A 16,272-nucleotide genomic window follows, 5' to 3' on the forward strand; every position below is an offset into this window, starting at 1 on the left:
TTCTCCTTGTTCAGACCGTCACAAACAGGGCCAGGTGATCGCTGGTGGAGCGGATGTGCCCCAGGTTGCGCCAGCCGCGGTAGCGTTGCCGATCGCCCGCGGCGAATGCCGGGGCGGGGGCGGGGGGCGCCGGGATCCAGGCGAGCGGCGGTGCCTGGAAATCGCTGGCCATGGCCACCAGGCCCATGGGCGCACCGCCGGGCGCGGGGTTGACCACGTTCAGCGGCACCCCGACCACGGTGTTGGCGATGGTGAAATTGCCCGCCGCGCCGCCGCGCACCAGGATGTTGTCGATGGAATACAGGCTGCTGCTGTTGGACGAACCGATGTAGCGGTAGCCCGGATAGGGCACGGCTCCGGCGTTGGTCGACCAGAAGATGCTCGCGTTGCGACTGCGCAGGTGGGTGGCGAAGTAGCCGGTGTAGGCCTCCAGCGCCGGCGGCGGGGCCAGGGCCGGAGGTTGCAGTTGCAAGCCGTAGCCCAGGGCGGTGAGGGCGGCATAACGCCCCGGATCGTTGCCGTTCTGGCTCAACAGGTTGACGTTGAAGTCGCCGGTGATGATCCGGGTTTCCAGCGCGCCCAGGGCGGCGCTGATGTCGCGCACATTGGCCAGGGCGTTGAGGTAGGCGTTGGCCGCGACATATTGCGGCGGCGAATGGATGGCGAACAGCGTGAGGTTGCGCTGCACCACCACTGGCGGGCCGTCGACGGTTTCGCAGAAGGTCACCATGTAGGGTTCGCGCAAGCCGCCGTAGTTGATCGCGGCGCCGGCATTGTCGACGAACGCGACCCGTGCCGCGCAGCGGCTCTCGTTGAGGTTGCCCGGGTTCAGCGCCGTGGGCGGAATGGCCCGGTTGGGCACGCTGAAGCAGGTCTGGGTCTGCAACGCCGGGTAGTTGCCAGCGGCCGGCGGGGCCGGCACCTGGGGGTTGAAGCTGATGCCATTGCCCGCCGGCGACCAGGCGTTGGGGCCGGTGAACAAGCGCTTGCCCGCCGCCACGCCGCCGCCCGCCGGAATCACCGGCTTGTAGAACACCGCGACGCCCTCGGCGCGCCCGGCCTGGCCGACCACCAGCGGCGGCACCAGGTTCCAGGGCACGCCGGTCTGGTTGCGGATGCGCAGCAGCAGTTCGGCGCAGCCCTGCCAGCCGCCGGTGGGGGAAATCAGCGATCCGGGGCCGTGGCTCGGGCCGCTGGACGTCTCGACCACGACGAAGATGTCCGGATTGAACGCGGTGATATGGGCCAGGATCAGGGCCAGCCGGTCGGCGGCGTCAAGGTCGGGAATCAAGGCGCCGTTGCGATCGCGCTTGGTGCTCAGCGGGCGGATCTTGTTGTAGCCGAAGCTCTCGATGTTCCAGTACAGGACCCGAGTCATGGCGTCACCTCCGATGGTCCGCTCAATGCCGGTTGCGTGGACCTGCCCGACTCCACGGCGAGCAGGCTGGCGGCCTTGCTCTGCGGGTCTTTGACGTAGGCGGCGTACCAGCCCAGGCTGCCGGAGGACTGCGGATCGCCGAACAGGAAGAACTGCAGGGTGGCGCCCGGCGGCAACTTGGCGATGCCGAGGATCTTGATGCCGATATCGGTCAGCTGCAGGTTGAAGAACCTGGCCTTGGGGTCGGTCTGATCGGGGAGGGTCTGGTACAGCAGTTTGATCGGCCCGGTGGAGACCTTGATGATGCCCTGCAGGGAAAACACGCTGGCCGACGGCGCGGCGCCGGGCAGGCTGAGGCCGACAAACAGCATTGGGCTGGCGTCGCTGCTCTTGCTGCCGGGCGACCAGGCGATCAGCAGGTCGGACTCGAAACCGGTGCCCGACACCAGGGCCCCGGGGGAGCCCATGGTGACCTTGTAGACGATGCCCGACCAGGCGCCGGACAGCGCCTTGAGCGCCAGGTTCTCCGGCAGCACCGGGAGGAAGCCATAGTCCGCGGGCTTTTTCTGCGCCGGTGCCTGGATGAACTGCTTGAGCTGCAGGGTGAAGCCCTTGTACAGACTCTGTCCGCGCACCTGGCTGGTGGCCGGGTCGAAGCCGAGGTTGCCGGGGTTGAAGGCAAAACCCACGGCGTTGGGCGTGGCGCTGGGGAAGGCCATGGCGATTTCCAGGTTGGTGTAGGCCAGGCCCTGGTTGCTCGGGCTGCCGTCGGCGCTGCCGAAGGACAGCAGGTCGAAGGGCCCGTCCGAGGTCTTGAGCAGGGTGAAATCCAGCTTGCCCCAGAGCAGAAAGCGGCTGGCGGTGGTGACCCCGCCGTCCGGGCTGCCCAGGGTGTTGAACTGGATGCGGTTGACCGAGGCGGCCGGCAGTACGTTGCTGTCGAGGTTGAACAGGTAGCTCTGGCTCTGCTCGAACACGTAGGTGGTGGTGTCGTTCTGTTGCAGGGCGCTGCCGTCGAGCACCATGGCGTTCACCGCGCTGGGCTGGCCGGCGCGCAGGGTGGCGCGGATCGGCGAGCCGAACAGCAGGTCCAGGCTCAGCTGGATGCGACTGTTGAAGGTCACCAGCCGCGATTGGCGGAACAGCGCCTGCAGCTGCAGGACACTGAAGGCGTAACCGTTGCTGGTGCTCAGGGCCACCGGCATGTCCGGGGCCGCGCCGTTGGCCTGGGCCTGCTCATAGGCGGGGTTCTGGTAGTCGATCAGGCCGAACAGGGTGGAGATGCCCTGGATATCCAGGGTGTCGCCCTGTTGGCTGATGCGGCTGACACTGGCGCCAAAATGGTGGGCCAGGAAGCGGCTGTAGTCGATGCCGGCGGCGATGCCCGCCAGTTGCTCGGGCAGGCTGTCCAGGGGCAGGTCGGCGTTGAGCACCATGAAGCCATTCCAGGCCGGGTCGCTGACCTGGGCGACGAAGTCGGCGTAGAGGCTGTCGGGGCTGGCCGCGGCCTTGGCCTCGGCGACGGCGATGAAGTCCTGCAGCCACTGGGACAGGCCGGTGTAGGCCAGGGTTTCCAGGCCCGGCGCCAGGTCCGCGGTCTTCGAGAACGTCTCGGGCATGGTCCAGCGATTGGGGTTGTCGATGCGCTCCTTCAGGCTGCCGGCGCAGTACTTCATGATCAGCACATTGCGGTAGCTGGTGGTTTGCACGCCGACGCCGATGTTGGCGATAAAGCGCCAGTCGGCGATGTCCATGCGGTTGCTGAAGCTGGCGCCCTGGGTGAAGAACGGCAGCGGATTGACCCCCACCAGAAACAGCTGGTTGGTCTGCAAGGCCTCGTGCAGGGCCTCGCTGGGCTGGACGAAGGCAAAGTCCAGCGGCCCCTGGGCCGATAGCGAGCGAGCCAGCAGCACCTTGGCGTAGCCGATGCCGTCGGCGTCCAGGTCCACCAGCAGGCCTTGTGGAGTGGTCGCCCGATTGGGTTGTGTCGCGTCGGCGGTCAGCAGCCGTTGCAGGCGCCGGGCCCGCGCGGCTTGTTTGCCCGGCAGGGTCGCGGCGCTGATCAGGCTTTTGCGCGAGGCGGCGAGGATTTCGCTTTCGAACTGGGTCAGGTTGAGGCTGGGATTGCTGCTTACCCCCGCGTAGGGCACCAGCGGGAAAGCAAACCCGGCGTCCTGGGGCAGCGGGGTGCTCGGCGCGGCCGGGGCCAGCAGCGGTGTGGCGCCGTTGCTGCGGTTCTGGCCATAGAGCGGGCTGCCATCGGGCTGGGCGCTGTAGGCCGGGGTGGAGGCGCCGGCCACCAGGCTGCACCAGGAGGTCCGGTGCTTGTCGTTCAGCAAGGCGCTGACCGCGCCACTGGTGGGCGTGACCAGGCTGCTGGTCTGGAACGGAAACACCGGGGCATAGGCCGCTTGCGCCGCCAACAGGCGCAAGCGGTCGTTGTCCGGCGGGCTCAGGGAGGCGTTGTAGGGGGTGAAGCTTAGCCATTCAGTGCCGAAGATCCCGCACAGCAGGTTCTGCCCGGCGCTGGCGGCCGGCAGGCTCAAGCCAAAGTCGCCGGCAAGGGTCAGGCTGTAGCTGTCGCCTTGGGCGCAGAACACCAGGCTGGCCGCGTAGGGCCGAGGCCAACCGTTGGCGTCCAGGCCATTGAGCGGGATCAGGCTGATCGGGTTGCCGGCGGTGCTGCGCCACTGGCTGGGCAACGCGGTCGTGCCGGTGCTGGCGAAGCTCATGGCGGTACGGATCAGGCCGGCGGCCAGCTGCGCCGCAGGGATGTTCTGATTGAGCGGGTCCAACGGGTCGAGCACGCCGCCCATGGTCAGTTTGGCGGGCATGCCGTTGGGGTTGAACACCGGGTAATTGAGCACGCTCTGGCCGCCTGTGGTGTTGGCCACATAGGTAAAGCCGGTCTGGAAATACTTGAGGGCGGGCTGGCTGCTGTAGGTCAAGGCGTAGGTCAGGCTGCCGGCCTGATTGCCGTCCAGGGGCACGTAGGCCAGCGGCTGTTGCGGCGGTGTCAGCTGCAGGCCGCTGTCGGCCGCCAGCTTGTCGATCAAGCCCATGGAGATGCTGGCAGTGGATTTCAGGCGCAGGGCGTTGAAGTCCGGGTCGTATTTGACGTAGGTGCCGAAGCTGACGAAGAACGTCAGGCGATCGCCAAGCTGCAGGTTGAGGTTGTTCTGCACCTGGCTGGGGGCCGTCACGCTGATGCGCAGGCCGTAGCTGTTGAAGGCCTGGGGCGCCGGCAGGCTGGAGCCGGGCAGCCACAGCAGCGCGCGGTCGACGAAGTTGCGCTGGTTGACGGCGAATAGAAAGTCGTACAGGGCGCTGACGAATGCCATGGGGTCGCTGCGCAGGGCGGCCGGTTCGCGGGGGGCGAACAGGTAATGGCCGGCATATTTGTCGAAGGCGTCGGCCGGACTCAGGCTGGCCGGCAGGCTGCCGGGCGCGGTGCCTTTGGGCATGACATAACCGCGCCAGCCATAGCCGCTGGCCTCCGGCAGTGCGTAGGCGGCGCTGTGGGCGATCTGCTGGTAGTCGGACGTGCTGGTCATGTCTATCCCCTGCAATTGTCGGCGCGGCCGCGGATCCACGACCAGTCGGCGACGCTGCCGACGTAGTGGTTCGGTGGGTTGTGACCGGACTGGAAAGTGCCATCCAGGCTGAGCTGCCCTTGCTGCTCCTGGGTGGCGGGACGAAAGTCCAGGAGTCCGCCCTCGATGCGCACCGGCCCGACGCTGGACTGTCGCAGGCTCACCGGGGTGGCGGTGGCCATGAGGGTGTAGCGGTCGATCAGATCGCTGGCGTAATAGAAGCTCACCTGGGCAGTCAGCGCGTTGCTGCTGTCGGCCTTGTAGGGATCCAGCAATTCCACGGTCACTTGCAGGTCCGGCAGCAAGGGCTGGCGGTAGCGAGCCAGGACACTGGTGGTCGGGCTCTGCCAGCGGATCAGGTCGCCGCGATAGGCCTGGGTCACGGGTTTGCCGCTGTCGCGCAGGTTCTCGATGGTGAAGTCGGCCAGCAGGTGCGAAGTGTTGGGAGGGGCACAGAAGAAGGCGCCCAGGCTGCCCCAGACCCGCTGGCCTTCGCCGTTGGCCAGATCGAAGTCGGCGCTGGGGGCGGCGGCGGTCATGCTCAAGCCGGTCAGGGCGGCGTTGCCCAGGGAAACCTGGGCATTGACCCGAGCTTCGTGGCCGTCCACCACCAGCACGAACATCACCGGACCGACCTGGCGATTGACCTGCATCCCTGGCAGCAGCACGGGGCCCGGTACGCAAGGATCATTGGTGGCGGCAGAGGAGGAGGGCGAGAGGTCGACGCAATCCGCCGCTGGCGCGATGGCATCGGTGCGGGAAAGGGCCTGGTCGTGGCTGCTGGATACCGTTGGCAAGCGGCCGCCGGTGGTCATCAGCCACACTGCGGTTGCCAGGATCGCGCCGAGGGTTGCCCAGAAAATCCGGGTGTAGAGCATCCGTTGCCTGGTCACGCGAGGGTACCGTCCATGTCCCGTATTGCATGAAGCAAAGCCGGCGCCATGCCGGCTTCGCAAATGGGCTCCGGCCTAGGAGCCCGAGTCGATCACGACAGGGTGAAGGTCCCGATGTTGGTGTTGTTGAACGGGGTTTCCGAGTTGCTGTCGATAATCACCCCGGTGAACAGGATGCTGAACGCCGAGCCCACGTTCTGCAGTTTGACCTGGGCACCCTTGCGCAGGGTGACCGGGCCGGCGGAGGTGTCGGCGCTGAGAGTCTGGACGGTCGCGGTGTTGTTGACCTGGGTGGCCCACAGCAGGTTGTTCTGATAGCTGAAGGTCACTTTGGTGGTCTGGTTGGGGTCGCCGTTGTAGGTCGCGGTGGACTGGCTGTTGATGGTCAGGGGGGTAGTGACGGTGTTTACCGAGGTGAAGGCGTTCATGTTGAATATCCTTTTCGTGTGTTGGGCATGATTCAGCGGGCTGAACCGGGTGAGAGTCTAGGTGCGCTTCTTGGTCTGTCGAGGCTGCCGAAGAAAGGCGCGCAAGGCGTTTTTGTCCCTCCGGCGATGCTCCGCAAACAGCATGTTTAGCCCTGCAGACCGCGTAACTTAACGGTTCCTGGCCTGACCACGAGTTCGCGGCACAAGGCCTCTAATAGCGTTTTGTTAGCACTGTTAAGACAAAATAGTTGGACACTCCCGAGTTCTGCATCGATGCCCACGGACAGAGCGAAACCGCAACTAAGCCGGCAGTTGCGGGACGAGGGGGACGTGGCAAAGAGGACACAGGACTAACTCAACTAAATGGTGATTTAGTTGAGTTATGGATAGAGCCAGGTAAAAAACCAAAGGAAGGGGCGAAATACCAGGAACGATCTGACGTAGATCTCTGCATGGAGATTGCCTGGGTAATTCCGGGTTGTCATCATGCGCGCTCTTCAATACTCAACGAGACAGGGATAGTTGCAATGCCTATTTATCTAGCAGCTGAAAGCGAATTGACGGTCGGCCAGGCCTTGGTGCTGGAAGCTCCTGCAGAGGAAGGTTCGTTCATCGTGGTTTTTGAAGATGATGGCGACACCGGTTACTTCTATGCACTGGATACCGCGGCCGAGGACAACCCGATCCACGATGCGCTGCATATCTACAACGCCGCCGATGTCACGGACGGCCACAAACCATCGATGGTGAAAATCGGCTGGGCTGTCGATCACCGCAAGGCGGTCTTGCTGATCAATGATTTTCCTCATGCGGTGTTTGATTTCGATGCCAAGCAAGGATATTGCAGATCCGGGTTTCCACCGCAGATTGGCAAAGGCTGGTCTGAAGGCGGTCATCAGTGGGACGACGCAGCTCTTAATCTGTTTGCTTGATCACTAGCCTGGCATCGCCAGGCTTTTTACGCAGAGGCATGGGGTTGGAAGGCCAGGAGCAGGCGCTGCAAATCTGGCCTCACTGGCCCAGAAGCCTCAATATAAATATTCGCATAATGTATATTATGTTAAATCATTTGCTATGTCAGATATGTTCATAAGCCACGTAAGTCACTGATTCGATGAATTCTGCTGCTCAGGTGTCAGCGCTTTACTCTCTCGCGTTTGAATTCAGCTGAAAAGGAACGACGTTGCTTGGTCATCAGACACCAGATCGCTACAAAACCACTTCAGCCACCCGCTGAAGTGGTTTTTAAAATTGCCGACCTGCTCCGCACTCAACTCAAAAACTCCAACCCGCGCTCGTCGATGACCGGCACGGCTTCGAGCAAGTAACGCTTGAAGCTTTCCAGCGTTTTGTTGCTATTGCTGCGCGCCGGCCAGACCAAGTAATAGCTGTCGCCCGTGCTGACGGCCTTGTTGTAAGGCAACACCAGGGAGCCTTTGACCAGTTCGTCACCCACCAGCGCCAGATCGCCGATGGAGACGCCCCGACCTTGAATGGCAGCGGAAATCCCCAGCTCCAGCGTGTCGAAGATCTTGCCTTTCTGCCAGGACACCGCCGACATCAAGCCCACGCGTTCCAGCCAGCGTTGCCAATCACGCCGATCCCGGGACGGGTGAATCAACTCCGCGGAAAACACCCCTTCGCCGTTCTGTTCATGTTGCGCCAGCAAGCCCGGCGAGCAGACCGGGATCAGCCATTCATCGAACAGCTTGACGAACCCCAGGTCACTGCTGAAGCGACCGTTGCCCAACAACACCGCACAATCGAAGGGCTCGACATCAAAATTAACGAAGTCCACATCCATCCACTCGCTGGACAATTGCGCCTGCTCCGCACCGTCGACGGTATTGAACTCATCCAGCACGTGCAGCAACCAGCGCATGGTCAAGGTCGATGGCGCCTTGACGCGCAAGGTGTGCTCCTTGCGGCTGGTGGTGGTGCAGGCCTGCTCGATCAGGCGAAAGCCGATCTGCAATTCCTGCGCGAGCAATCGCCCGGCCTGAGTGAGGAATATTTTCGGCCCCTTGCGGTCGAACAACGCGCAACCAAAATGCTCTTCGAGGGTTTTGACGTGCCGGCTCACGGCACTTTGAGTGATGAACAGGTTTTCGGCGGCCTGGGTAAATGAGCTGAAACGCGCGGCCAACTCAAAGGCGCGTAACGCGTAAAGCGGCGGCAATCGACGGACCATCTGACCCAGAGCACCATGATTTCTACTCATCCTTACCTGTCCTTTTTTTCTGCTTTTAAATACAGTGCGTTTGCCAAATAATGAACTATATAAATAAGCGATAGAACTTATAAAACGCTCGGGCGCAACAGCAACTTAATTCCAACTATCATTGCGTACGGCATGCCCTCCCCCCTCTGTGGCTTTCACCATTCTTAAATACACAGCAGACAACTTATCATGCCCGATTTCGATCACTTCCTGTCCTCCAGTATCCAGCACACCCGACTCGATCAAACGGTGGAGTCCGATATATTGAATTTCCGCCTTTTCGGTAATAAGAAAGGCTTCCTGCATTTGAAAAACCTGCCAATCGGTACGGTGCCTCCGACCCCCAGTGATCGCGCCGGGCTGAATAAAGAATGCACCATCAGCGAACAAATCATCTTGAAAGCGACGGCCATGCTCGGCGACCCTATTGGTTACATTCAGGAGTCAGACGGGGCGATCGTCAACAACTTCTTTCCACATAAAAAGCACTCTAAACTTGCCAGCTCCGACAGTTACGATTGCGAACTAGAACTGCACACCGAAAACGCATTTCACGCGGTGTCACCGGATTACCTGGTGCTGTTTTGTCTGCGCCAGGACCCGGGTGCCGAGGCAGCGACTTTTATCAGTTCCATCGATGGCATCCGCGATATTCTGCCGCCGCAAGACTTGGCCTATTTTCATGAAGAAAAGTACAACTTCCTGTCTGACTACTGCGACACGGAAAAAAACTGCCGAATTGATATAAATCAAAAACAAACGGTTCTATACGGCGACCCTGAGTCGCCCTTTTTTCGCTTCGACCCCCAGTTCATGGTTTCCCGCAGTAAAGAGGCGCAAGAGAAACTGGAAACTCTGCGCAAAGCCGCTTGGGAAGTGGCTCATCCTGTGCGCCTCAGCGCCGGTGATTTGTTGATCATCGACAACCGCAAAACCGCCCATGCCCGAAGCGCTTTTTCCGCCAGCCTCGACGGAAGTGACCGTTGGATCCAACGCACTTTTGCGGTGGCCGGCTACCGCTACTACGCGCAACGGCTGGGTAAAAATACACGTGTCCTGGATCTGGTAACCACCCTATGACCATGCTGCACCTGACCTTCGCAGTCGCCGTGTTCTTCCTGATCGCTTCTCCCGGCCCGGTGGTGGCCCTGGTCATTTCCGATGCCAGGCAAGCCTGGCCCGCCGCGACGATCACCGGCGGCGTTGTGTCCGCCCAACTGTTGCTGCTGATCACCCTGACACTGATCTATACCGCGCTGGACGTCAGCCCCAGGCTGTTGAACTGGGGCCAGCTGGTCGGCGGCCTGTACCTGGCCTGGCTGGGAATCAACAGCCTGCTCGGCAGCGCCGAAGGCGTCGCAGCCGTGCAAAACAGCCAGCGTCATTTCTTCTGGAGGGCCCTGAAAGTGGGCCTGTCCAATCCCAAAGACATCCTGTTCTTCCTGGCCTTTCTGCCGGGGTTCATCGAGCCCGACGGCGACTTCATTAAACAGGGCCTGGTACTCGCACTGATCTGGGGGGTGATCGACGTCACCATTCTGTTGGTCTACGGCGCCATCTCGCGCCAATTGCTGCCCAGCGTGATAGCGCAAAAAATCATGGCCAAAGCACCCGGCCTGTTCCTGCTGGGCATCGGCTTGTTGTCGATGCTGATGGGCACAGAACGGCTGATTCAAGGATGAACCGTGGCCAAGACACACAGCCTAAACGCTCAAATAATATCATATTGCCATCATTCACAAGCATGCTAGGACACCCTTTACCAACATGCAATAAACGCACGATTTTTCCTGGTATTGCAGCCTTGCAAGGTGTTGCTCCGAACCCAGTCCACTCCACTCTCTGAAAGCACGTCAATCACTCTCATCCAGCCACTGCGTCAACCCTTAATTCGAAACATGACGGTGAAATGATGAACTCACAAACGCTGTTCCCTCTTATCGGTAAGGTCATCGCCAGTACGGGCAGCCGCAATTTCCCCCGGCTGCTGCATGATCTGGTGCTGGCCAAGTTGCCCGTGGATGCCACGCACATTACGCAAATACCAGCCAAAAGTGCGGGACTGCCACGTGCGCAATGCAACACCATCGGCGCGCAGATCCTCAGTACGGAATGCATGAACGGGCTGATTGGATCCGAACCGGAAAAAAACCTCGCACTGTCAAACGATTCGCGACTGATCGATGCCCCGCTCGGTACTTCCAAGGCAAACTTTTCATTCACCGTTAACGGCAATCTAAAGAACGATCTGGCGCCCATCACCTTCAGTTTCCAATTGCACCTCCAGTCAAGAAAGAACGAATATTTTTATATACTTTCGTTCTATCGCACGCAGGTGCAGAACTTCTCAACGCAAGAGCAAATAATCCTCAAGGATTTCTCCTCGTTGCTGCTGCCGCTGGTTGAGAAGCATATTAACGCTATAAACCCTCAAACGTTGCCGGACAACAATCCAGGCGTCATCGATGCTGTCCCTGAAAACGGGGACACCAACTCCTTGCGCCAGCGTTTCGAGGAGCGTCTGCAGCAGTCGGGCCTGCACCTGTCCAACCGTGAAAAGGAAATCTGCACCGGCCTCCTGGCCGGGCGAACCGCACCTGAACTGGCTGCAGCACTGGCACTGAAAGTTAATACGGTGGAGAGTTACTTGAAACGTGCCGTCATTAAGATGGGTATCAGTGGCCGCCACTCTCTTGTTCGCTGGATGCATGGCAACCCGGCGACATCGATTACTTCTGACTTGCAACAGTAATGTCATATTTGCCGTCGGCAAAACCACGACATTACTTTTTCATCCCACGGGCGGCGGCACTCTAAAGTCATCTTTTGATGAGCCGCGCTGCCGCCCCACTACTGGCATTAACTTGCCGTTCTAAAGCCCCTGTAAAATGACAGAGATATCGGGGACATCCGGTGCCTGCCTTAATAGCGACAACGGCCACCTTCCTTCAAACTAAGCGTGTTCTTAAGTTACTCGGGTAGCGTTTGTCTCAGCGACTATTAGGCTCAACTTACTTTTAACTTTCGACTGTAATTCAGCCTTTCCCCCCGCCCCGCTGTTTACTGTCTGAAAATAGTCGCTGTCATGGATTAAACACCGTTTCTTGTTTCATCAACTTTCCAGCGCTGCGTGTGCCGCAGCCGATGAGTGCATGACTATGGAAGAGCTAAGTTATCTGAAGAAAGTCGAATCCAACGCACGCACCTATGCCGCCAATTTCCAGCGCCTGTTCGTCAGCGGAAATGGAGTGTGGCTCAGGGATGCGCAAGGCAAGGAATACCTCGACTGCCTGGCTAACGCCGGTACCCTGGCGCTGGGCCATAACCCGCCGGAAGTCAAAGACGCGGTGCTGGAGTTCCTGGACTCCGATCAGTTGCAGCAAGCACTGGACCTCGCCACCCCGGCCAAGCATGCCTTCGTGCAGGAGCTGTTTTCACAACTGCCTGCAGGCATGCGCGACACCAGCAAGATCCTGTTCTGCGGCCCCAGCGGCTCGGATGCGGTGGAAGCGGCGATCAAGCTGGCGCGCCACTACACCAAACGCGCGGCATTGATGGCGTTTCACGGTGGCTATCACGGCATGACCGCCGGCGCCCTCTCGGCCATGGGCAATCTCAACCCCAAGGGCATCCCCAGCGTTACTGCACAAAACACCCATTTCCTGCCATTTCCGTACCGCTTCCGCTGCCCGTTCGGTACTGACGGCGAGCAAACCGATCAACTGTCGCTTGAGTACATCCGCACCGTGCTGTCGGACCCTGAAGGTGGCGTCACCCGCCCGGCCGCCGTGCTCGTCGAAGTGGTGCAAGGCGAAGGCGGTTGCATTCCCGCTTCGAACGCCTGGCTGCGCGGGCTGCGCGAGATCACCCGCGAGCTGGATATCGTGCTGATCATCGACGAAGTTCAGACCGGCCTGGGCCGCACCGGCAGCACCTTTGCCATCGAGCACGCGGGGATCGTCCCCGATATTCTGGTGCTGTCCAAGGCCATCGGTGGCGGCTATCCGCTGTCGGTCATTGTCTACGCCGAACACCTCGACACCTGGGGCCCGGGCATGCACGCCGGCACCTTCCGTGGCAATCAGATCGCCATGGTCGCCGGGCGCGCAACCATGCGCCACATTCGCCAGGCGGGCCTGGTGGAACACGCTGCCGCACGCGGAGCGCAACTGCTCGCCGGCCTGCAAGACATTGCCCAGCGGCATGAGGCGATTGCCGACGTGCGTGGCCGTGGCCTGATGATCGGCGTCGAGGTCACCAAGCCGCGTACAGAGAGCCGTGCCGGCCTGGGCGATGGCACATTGGCCAAGGCGATCAAGCACAACTGCTTCGACAACGGCCTCATCATCGAAACCGGTGGGCGCCACGGTTCGGTATTGCGCTTCCTGCCCGCCCTGACCATCAGCGAAGCCCAGGTTGGCAGCGTACTTGATCGTTTCGAAGACGCCATCAGCAGCGCCGCCGCGCACCGTTTGCAGGTGGTCGGCCAAAGCGCATAAAAACAGCAGCAGCGCAGAGCTGCTGTTGTTCCATAGCAAACCCGATGCAATGAAAAGCCCGCCAACCGACACCGGTTGGCGGGCTTTTTGGTATGCGCTTCAGTCCCGGGCAAGCGCCTCGATCGGATCCAGCCGCGCGGCATTACGCGCAGGTACAAACCCGAAGATGATGCCGATCAGGCTGGAGCAGACAAATGCGGTGATGATCGATTCCAGCGAAAACACCATCTGCCATTCCTTGATCACCAGGGAGAACAAGAACCCGATACCAAACGACAAGGAAATCCCGATCACCCCGCCAATCAGACAAACCATCACCGCCTCCACCAGAAACTGTTGGCGAATGTCCGACTGCCGCGCCCCGACCGCCATGCGAATACCAATTTCGCGTGTACGCTCGGTCACCGACACCAGCATGATGTTCATCACCCCGATACCCCCCACCACCAGTGAGATCAGCGCAATCAACGACAGCAGCAATGCCAGCGACTGGCTGGTTTTCTGCACGGTTTGCATGATGCTATCGAGGTTGTAGGTGAAAAAGTCCTTGGTCCCGTGGCGCTGTTGCAGCAGCTTGACCACGTTATCCTCCACCACCTTGCTCGGTTGGCCATCCTTGATCCGCACCGTGATGCTGTCCAGGTGGCGTTGACCCAACAGGCGCCCGGCGGCGGTTTCGTAAGGCACCCAGACGTTCAGTGCCTTGCTGGTGTTGAAGATATTTTTATTGTCCGCCGCCACCCCAATCACCGTGCACGGCAGGTTGCCCACCAAAATGATCTGGCCCAGCGCCTCGACGTTCGGGCCGAACAGGCGATTACGGGTGTTGTGGTCAATCACCACCACTTGGGCCTGGCGGGTGTCGTCGTCCTGGCTGAAGGTGATGCCTTCGGCGATCTTGATCCCGCGGACCTGGAACGAACTGGCACTCACGCCATTCACCGTGGCGTCGACATCGATATTGCCAAAGCGCAACAGCAGGTTGCGCCCGGCGTTGGGCGTGGCGCTGTCGATGTAATGCAACTCGCTGAGGGCGGTCACGTCGGACAACACCAGGGTTTCAATCGCCGACGCATGGCTGTCGCCAAAGTCGGTGCCCGGGTAGATGTCGATGGTGTTGCTGCCGATCGCCTGAATATCGTTCAAGACATAGCGCTTGGCGCCCTCGCCGATGGCCACGATCGACACCACCGAGGTGATGCCGATCACGATGCCGAGCATGGTCAACAAGGTTCGCATGCGGTGGGAAATCAACGCGACCCAGGCCATCACGAAGGCTTCCTTGAACAACCCCAGGCTCGCCACCAGACGCCGCCCCGGCGTGGCCCGGCCCTGGGTGGGAACCGGGGCCTCGACCTCCGGTGCGGCGCGTTGGTTGAGGCGGTCACTGAGCACTTCGCCGTCGCGCATCTCGATGATGCGCTCGGCGTGGGCCGCCACCTTGGGGTCGTGGGTCACGATAATCACGGTATGCCCCGCCGCATGCAGCTCCAGCAGGATGTTCATCACTTCCTTGCCGCTGGCGGTATCGAGGGCGCCGGTCGGCTCATCCGCGAGGATCACTTCACCGCCGTTCATCAACGCCCGGGCGATACTCACCCGCTGCTGCTGGCCACCGGACAACTGGCTCGGCCGGTTGACCAAGTGATTGGCCAGGCCCAGCCGGGCCAGCAGTTCCTTGGCGCGGCTATGGCGCTGGCCTTCCGACACACCGGCATAAATCGCCGGCATCTCGACGTTATGCATGGCGCTCAAATGCGGCAGCAAATGATAGCGCTGGAAGATGAAACCAAAATGGTCGCGGCGCAGCTCCGCCAGCTCCTGGTCCCCCAGGTCGCGGGTTTCGCGACCGCTGATGGTGTAGCTGCCGTCGGTGGCGTAGTCCAGGCAACCGAGAATGTTCATCAGGGTCGACTTGCCTGAGCCCGACGCCCCGGTGATCGCCACCATTTCCCCGGTGTTGATGGTGAGGCTGACATTCTTGAGTGCCATGAACGCTTTTTCACCGGCCATGAAGCTGCGGCTGATGCCTTTGAGTTCCAACAATGCTTGGGTCATTGTCAGCTCCCCGCCACGGCCGGCGTCGGTTCACCAATGACGACCTGGTCGCCCTCCACCAGGCCATCCTTGATCTGGGCCTTGACGTTGTTGTTGATCCCCACCTGCACGTTGCGCTCCTGAGCGTGGCCGGTCTCATCCACCACCCGCACTACGTACGAACCGTCGTCATTGCGCTTGCCCAGCGCCGCAACCGGCATCATCAGTACATCCTTGGCGGTGTCACGCACGATGCGCACCTGGGCGGTCATCGAGATGCGCAGGCGATGATCAGGGTTTGGCACATCAAACAGGGCGTTGTAGAACACCGCGGTGTTCTGTTTGGCGGTGCCGGCGGCCTGGGTGTCCAGGTAGTTCTGCGGTGCAGGTTCAGTGCCGCGCAGTTTGCCGTAATAGCGTTTATTGGACTCGCCAAGGATGGTGAAGTACACCTCCTGGCCTGGCCGGATGTGAATCACATCGGCTTCCGACACCTGGGCCTTGATGGTCATGGTGTCCAGGTCCGCCAATTTCAGCAGCACCGGCGCCAGTTGCTCGGCGATCACGGTCTGGCCTTCCTGGGTGACGATGCCCACCACGTCACCGTCCATCGGCGCGACGATACGCGTATAGCCGAGGTTGACTTTGGCGGTGTCGATCTGGATTCGCGCGTTTTTCAATTGCGCATCCAGGGCCACCAGGTTGGCGCTCTGCACCAGGTAATTGGATTCGGCAGTCTCGAAATCCTGGCGGGAGATGGCCGCGTCCGATTGCAGTTGGGTGTAACGCTCCCACACCGATTTGGTCTGGGCCACTTGTGCCGCCGTGGCTTTGCGTTGTGCTTCGAGGTTTTCCTCGTTGACCTGCGCCTGGCGCAGGGCGTTCTGCAGCACCAGCGGATCGATTTCCGCCAGCCACTGGCCCTTCTTGACCTTGTCGCCGAGCTTGACCTTCAGCGATTTCAATTGACCGGAGACCTGGGCGCCGACGTCGACCTGTTTGACCCCCTGCAAGATCCCGGTGGCAAGCACCGCGTTCTCGATCTCGCCGCGCTCGACCCTGGCGGTCAAGTACTGGGGCGGCTCAGCCGGTGACTGCACCGAATAGACAATCAGGCCGGCAACAACGGCCAGGCCCACGCCCCAGACAACCTTGCGAAACTTCGACTTTTCCATAGATGACCACTAATACGTTGAAAGGTAGACCCGGCCGCTGGCCGGGCT

The 16,272-nt window shown here is 60.9% G+C and carries 12 protein-coding genes; 5 read left to right on the forward strand and 7 right to left on the reverse strand.

The annotated features are described in order from the left end of the window. Positions 1–10: 10 nt before the first annotated feature. The 4 genes from GWQ44_RS24690 to GWQ44_RS24705 all read right to left on the reverse strand — a co-directional run bounded on the left by GWQ44_RS24690 (position 11) and on the right by GWQ44_RS24705 (position 6,292). Positions 11–1,378, reverse strand: coding sequence for a hypothetical protein (locus GWQ44_RS24690; protein ID WP_016968210.1), 1,368 nt, complete (start codon positions 1,376–1,378; stop codon positions 11–13). Beyond that, entirely contained in the window at positions 1,375–4,932 is a 3,558-nt protein-coding gene (locus tag GWQ44_RS24695) for a hypothetical protein (protein WP_275928460.1), read from the reverse strand. Before GWQ44_RS24695 ends, GWQ44_RS24690 begins: the two co-directional genes overlap by 4 nt. Positions 4,933–4,934: 2 nt before the next feature. After that, a complete protein-coding gene (locus GWQ44_RS24700) occupies positions 4,935–5,864 on the reverse strand; it encodes a hypothetical protein (RefSeq protein WP_179601670.1) in 930 nt (309 codons plus the stop codon). A gap of 92 nt (positions 5,865–5,956) precedes the next feature. Further along, the gene (locus tag GWQ44_RS24705) at positions 5,957–6,292 is read right to left on the reverse strand and encodes a hypothetical protein (protein ID WP_016968206.1); all 336 of its coding nucleotides are present in this window, start codon (positions 6,290–6,292) and stop codon (positions 5,957–5,959) included. Between the two features lie 248 nt (positions 6,293–6,540). Between GWQ44_RS24705 and GWQ44_RS24710 the strand changes: the two genes are divergently transcribed. Next, positions 6,541–7,224, forward strand: a complete 684-nt coding sequence (locus GWQ44_RS24710; RefSeq protein WP_235436995.1) for a DUF2251 domain-containing protein — start codon at positions 6,541–6,543, stop codon at positions 7,222–7,224. Positions 7,225–7,562: 338 nt separating this feature from the next. Here the strand turns inward: GWQ44_RS24710 and GWQ44_RS24715 are convergent, their stop codons facing one another. Then, positions 7,563–8,513, reverse strand: a complete 951-nt coding sequence (locus GWQ44_RS24715) for a LysR family transcriptional regulator (RefSeq protein ID WP_275928461.1) — start codon at positions 8,511–8,513, stop codon at positions 7,563–7,565. Between the two features lie 189 nt (positions 8,514–8,702). On the opposite strand from GWQ44_RS24715, the gene GWQ44_RS24720 reads away from it, so the two are divergent. The 4 genes from GWQ44_RS24720 (at position 8,703) to GWQ44_RS24735 (ending at position 13,012) form a co-directional block, all read left to right on the forward strand. Beyond that, the gene (locus tag GWQ44_RS24720) at positions 8,703–9,593 is read left to right on the forward strand and encodes a TauD/TfdA family dioxygenase (RefSeq protein ID WP_275928462.1); all 891 of its coding nucleotides are present in this window, start codon (positions 8,703–8,705) and stop codon (positions 9,591–9,593) included. Continuing rightward, positions 9,590–10,195, forward strand: coding sequence for a LysE family translocator (locus GWQ44_RS24725; protein ID WP_275928463.1), 606 nt, complete (start codon positions 9,590–9,592; stop codon positions 10,193–10,195). The genes GWQ44_RS24720 and GWQ44_RS24725 overlap by 4 nt, the downstream gene beginning before the upstream one ends. Positions 10,196–10,425: 230 nt before the next feature. Next, positions 10,426–11,265: a LuxR C-terminal-related transcriptional regulator gene (locus tag GWQ44_RS24730; protein WP_275928466.1), complete on the forward strand. Its 840-nt coding sequence runs from the start codon at positions 10,426–10,428 to the stop codon at positions 11,263–11,265. A 406-nt stretch (positions 11,266–11,671) separates the two neighbouring features. After that, the gene (locus GWQ44_RS24735) at positions 11,672–13,012 is read left to right on the forward strand and encodes a diaminobutyrate--2-oxoglutarate transaminase family protein (RefSeq protein ID WP_199010669.1); all 1,341 of its coding nucleotides are present in this window, start codon (positions 11,672–11,674) and stop codon (positions 13,010–13,012) included. A gap of 99 nt (positions 13,013–13,111) precedes the next feature. On the opposite strand, the gene GWQ44_RS24740 is transcribed toward GWQ44_RS24735, so the two are convergent. Then, the gene (locus tag GWQ44_RS24740; RefSeq protein ID WP_016964928.1) at positions 13,112–15,070 is read right to left on the reverse strand and encodes a MacB family efflux pump subunit; all 1,959 of its coding nucleotides are present in this window, start codon (positions 15,068–15,070) and stop codon (positions 13,112–13,114) included. Between the two features lie 2 nt (positions 15,071–15,072). Continuing rightward, positions 15,073–16,224, reverse strand: coding sequence for a macrolide transporter subunit MacA (macA, locus tag GWQ44_RS24745; protein ID WP_016964927.1), 1,152 nt, complete (start codon positions 16,222–16,224; stop codon positions 15,073–15,075). Positions 16,225–16,272 lie beyond the last annotated feature (48 nt).

The sequence above is a fragment of the Pseudomonas sp. 3MA1 genome (assembly GCF_029237275.1).
Lineage (GTDB): Bacteria > Pseudomonadota > Gammaproteobacteria > Pseudomonadales > Pseudomonadaceae > Aquipseudomonas > Aquipseudomonas fluorescens_AP.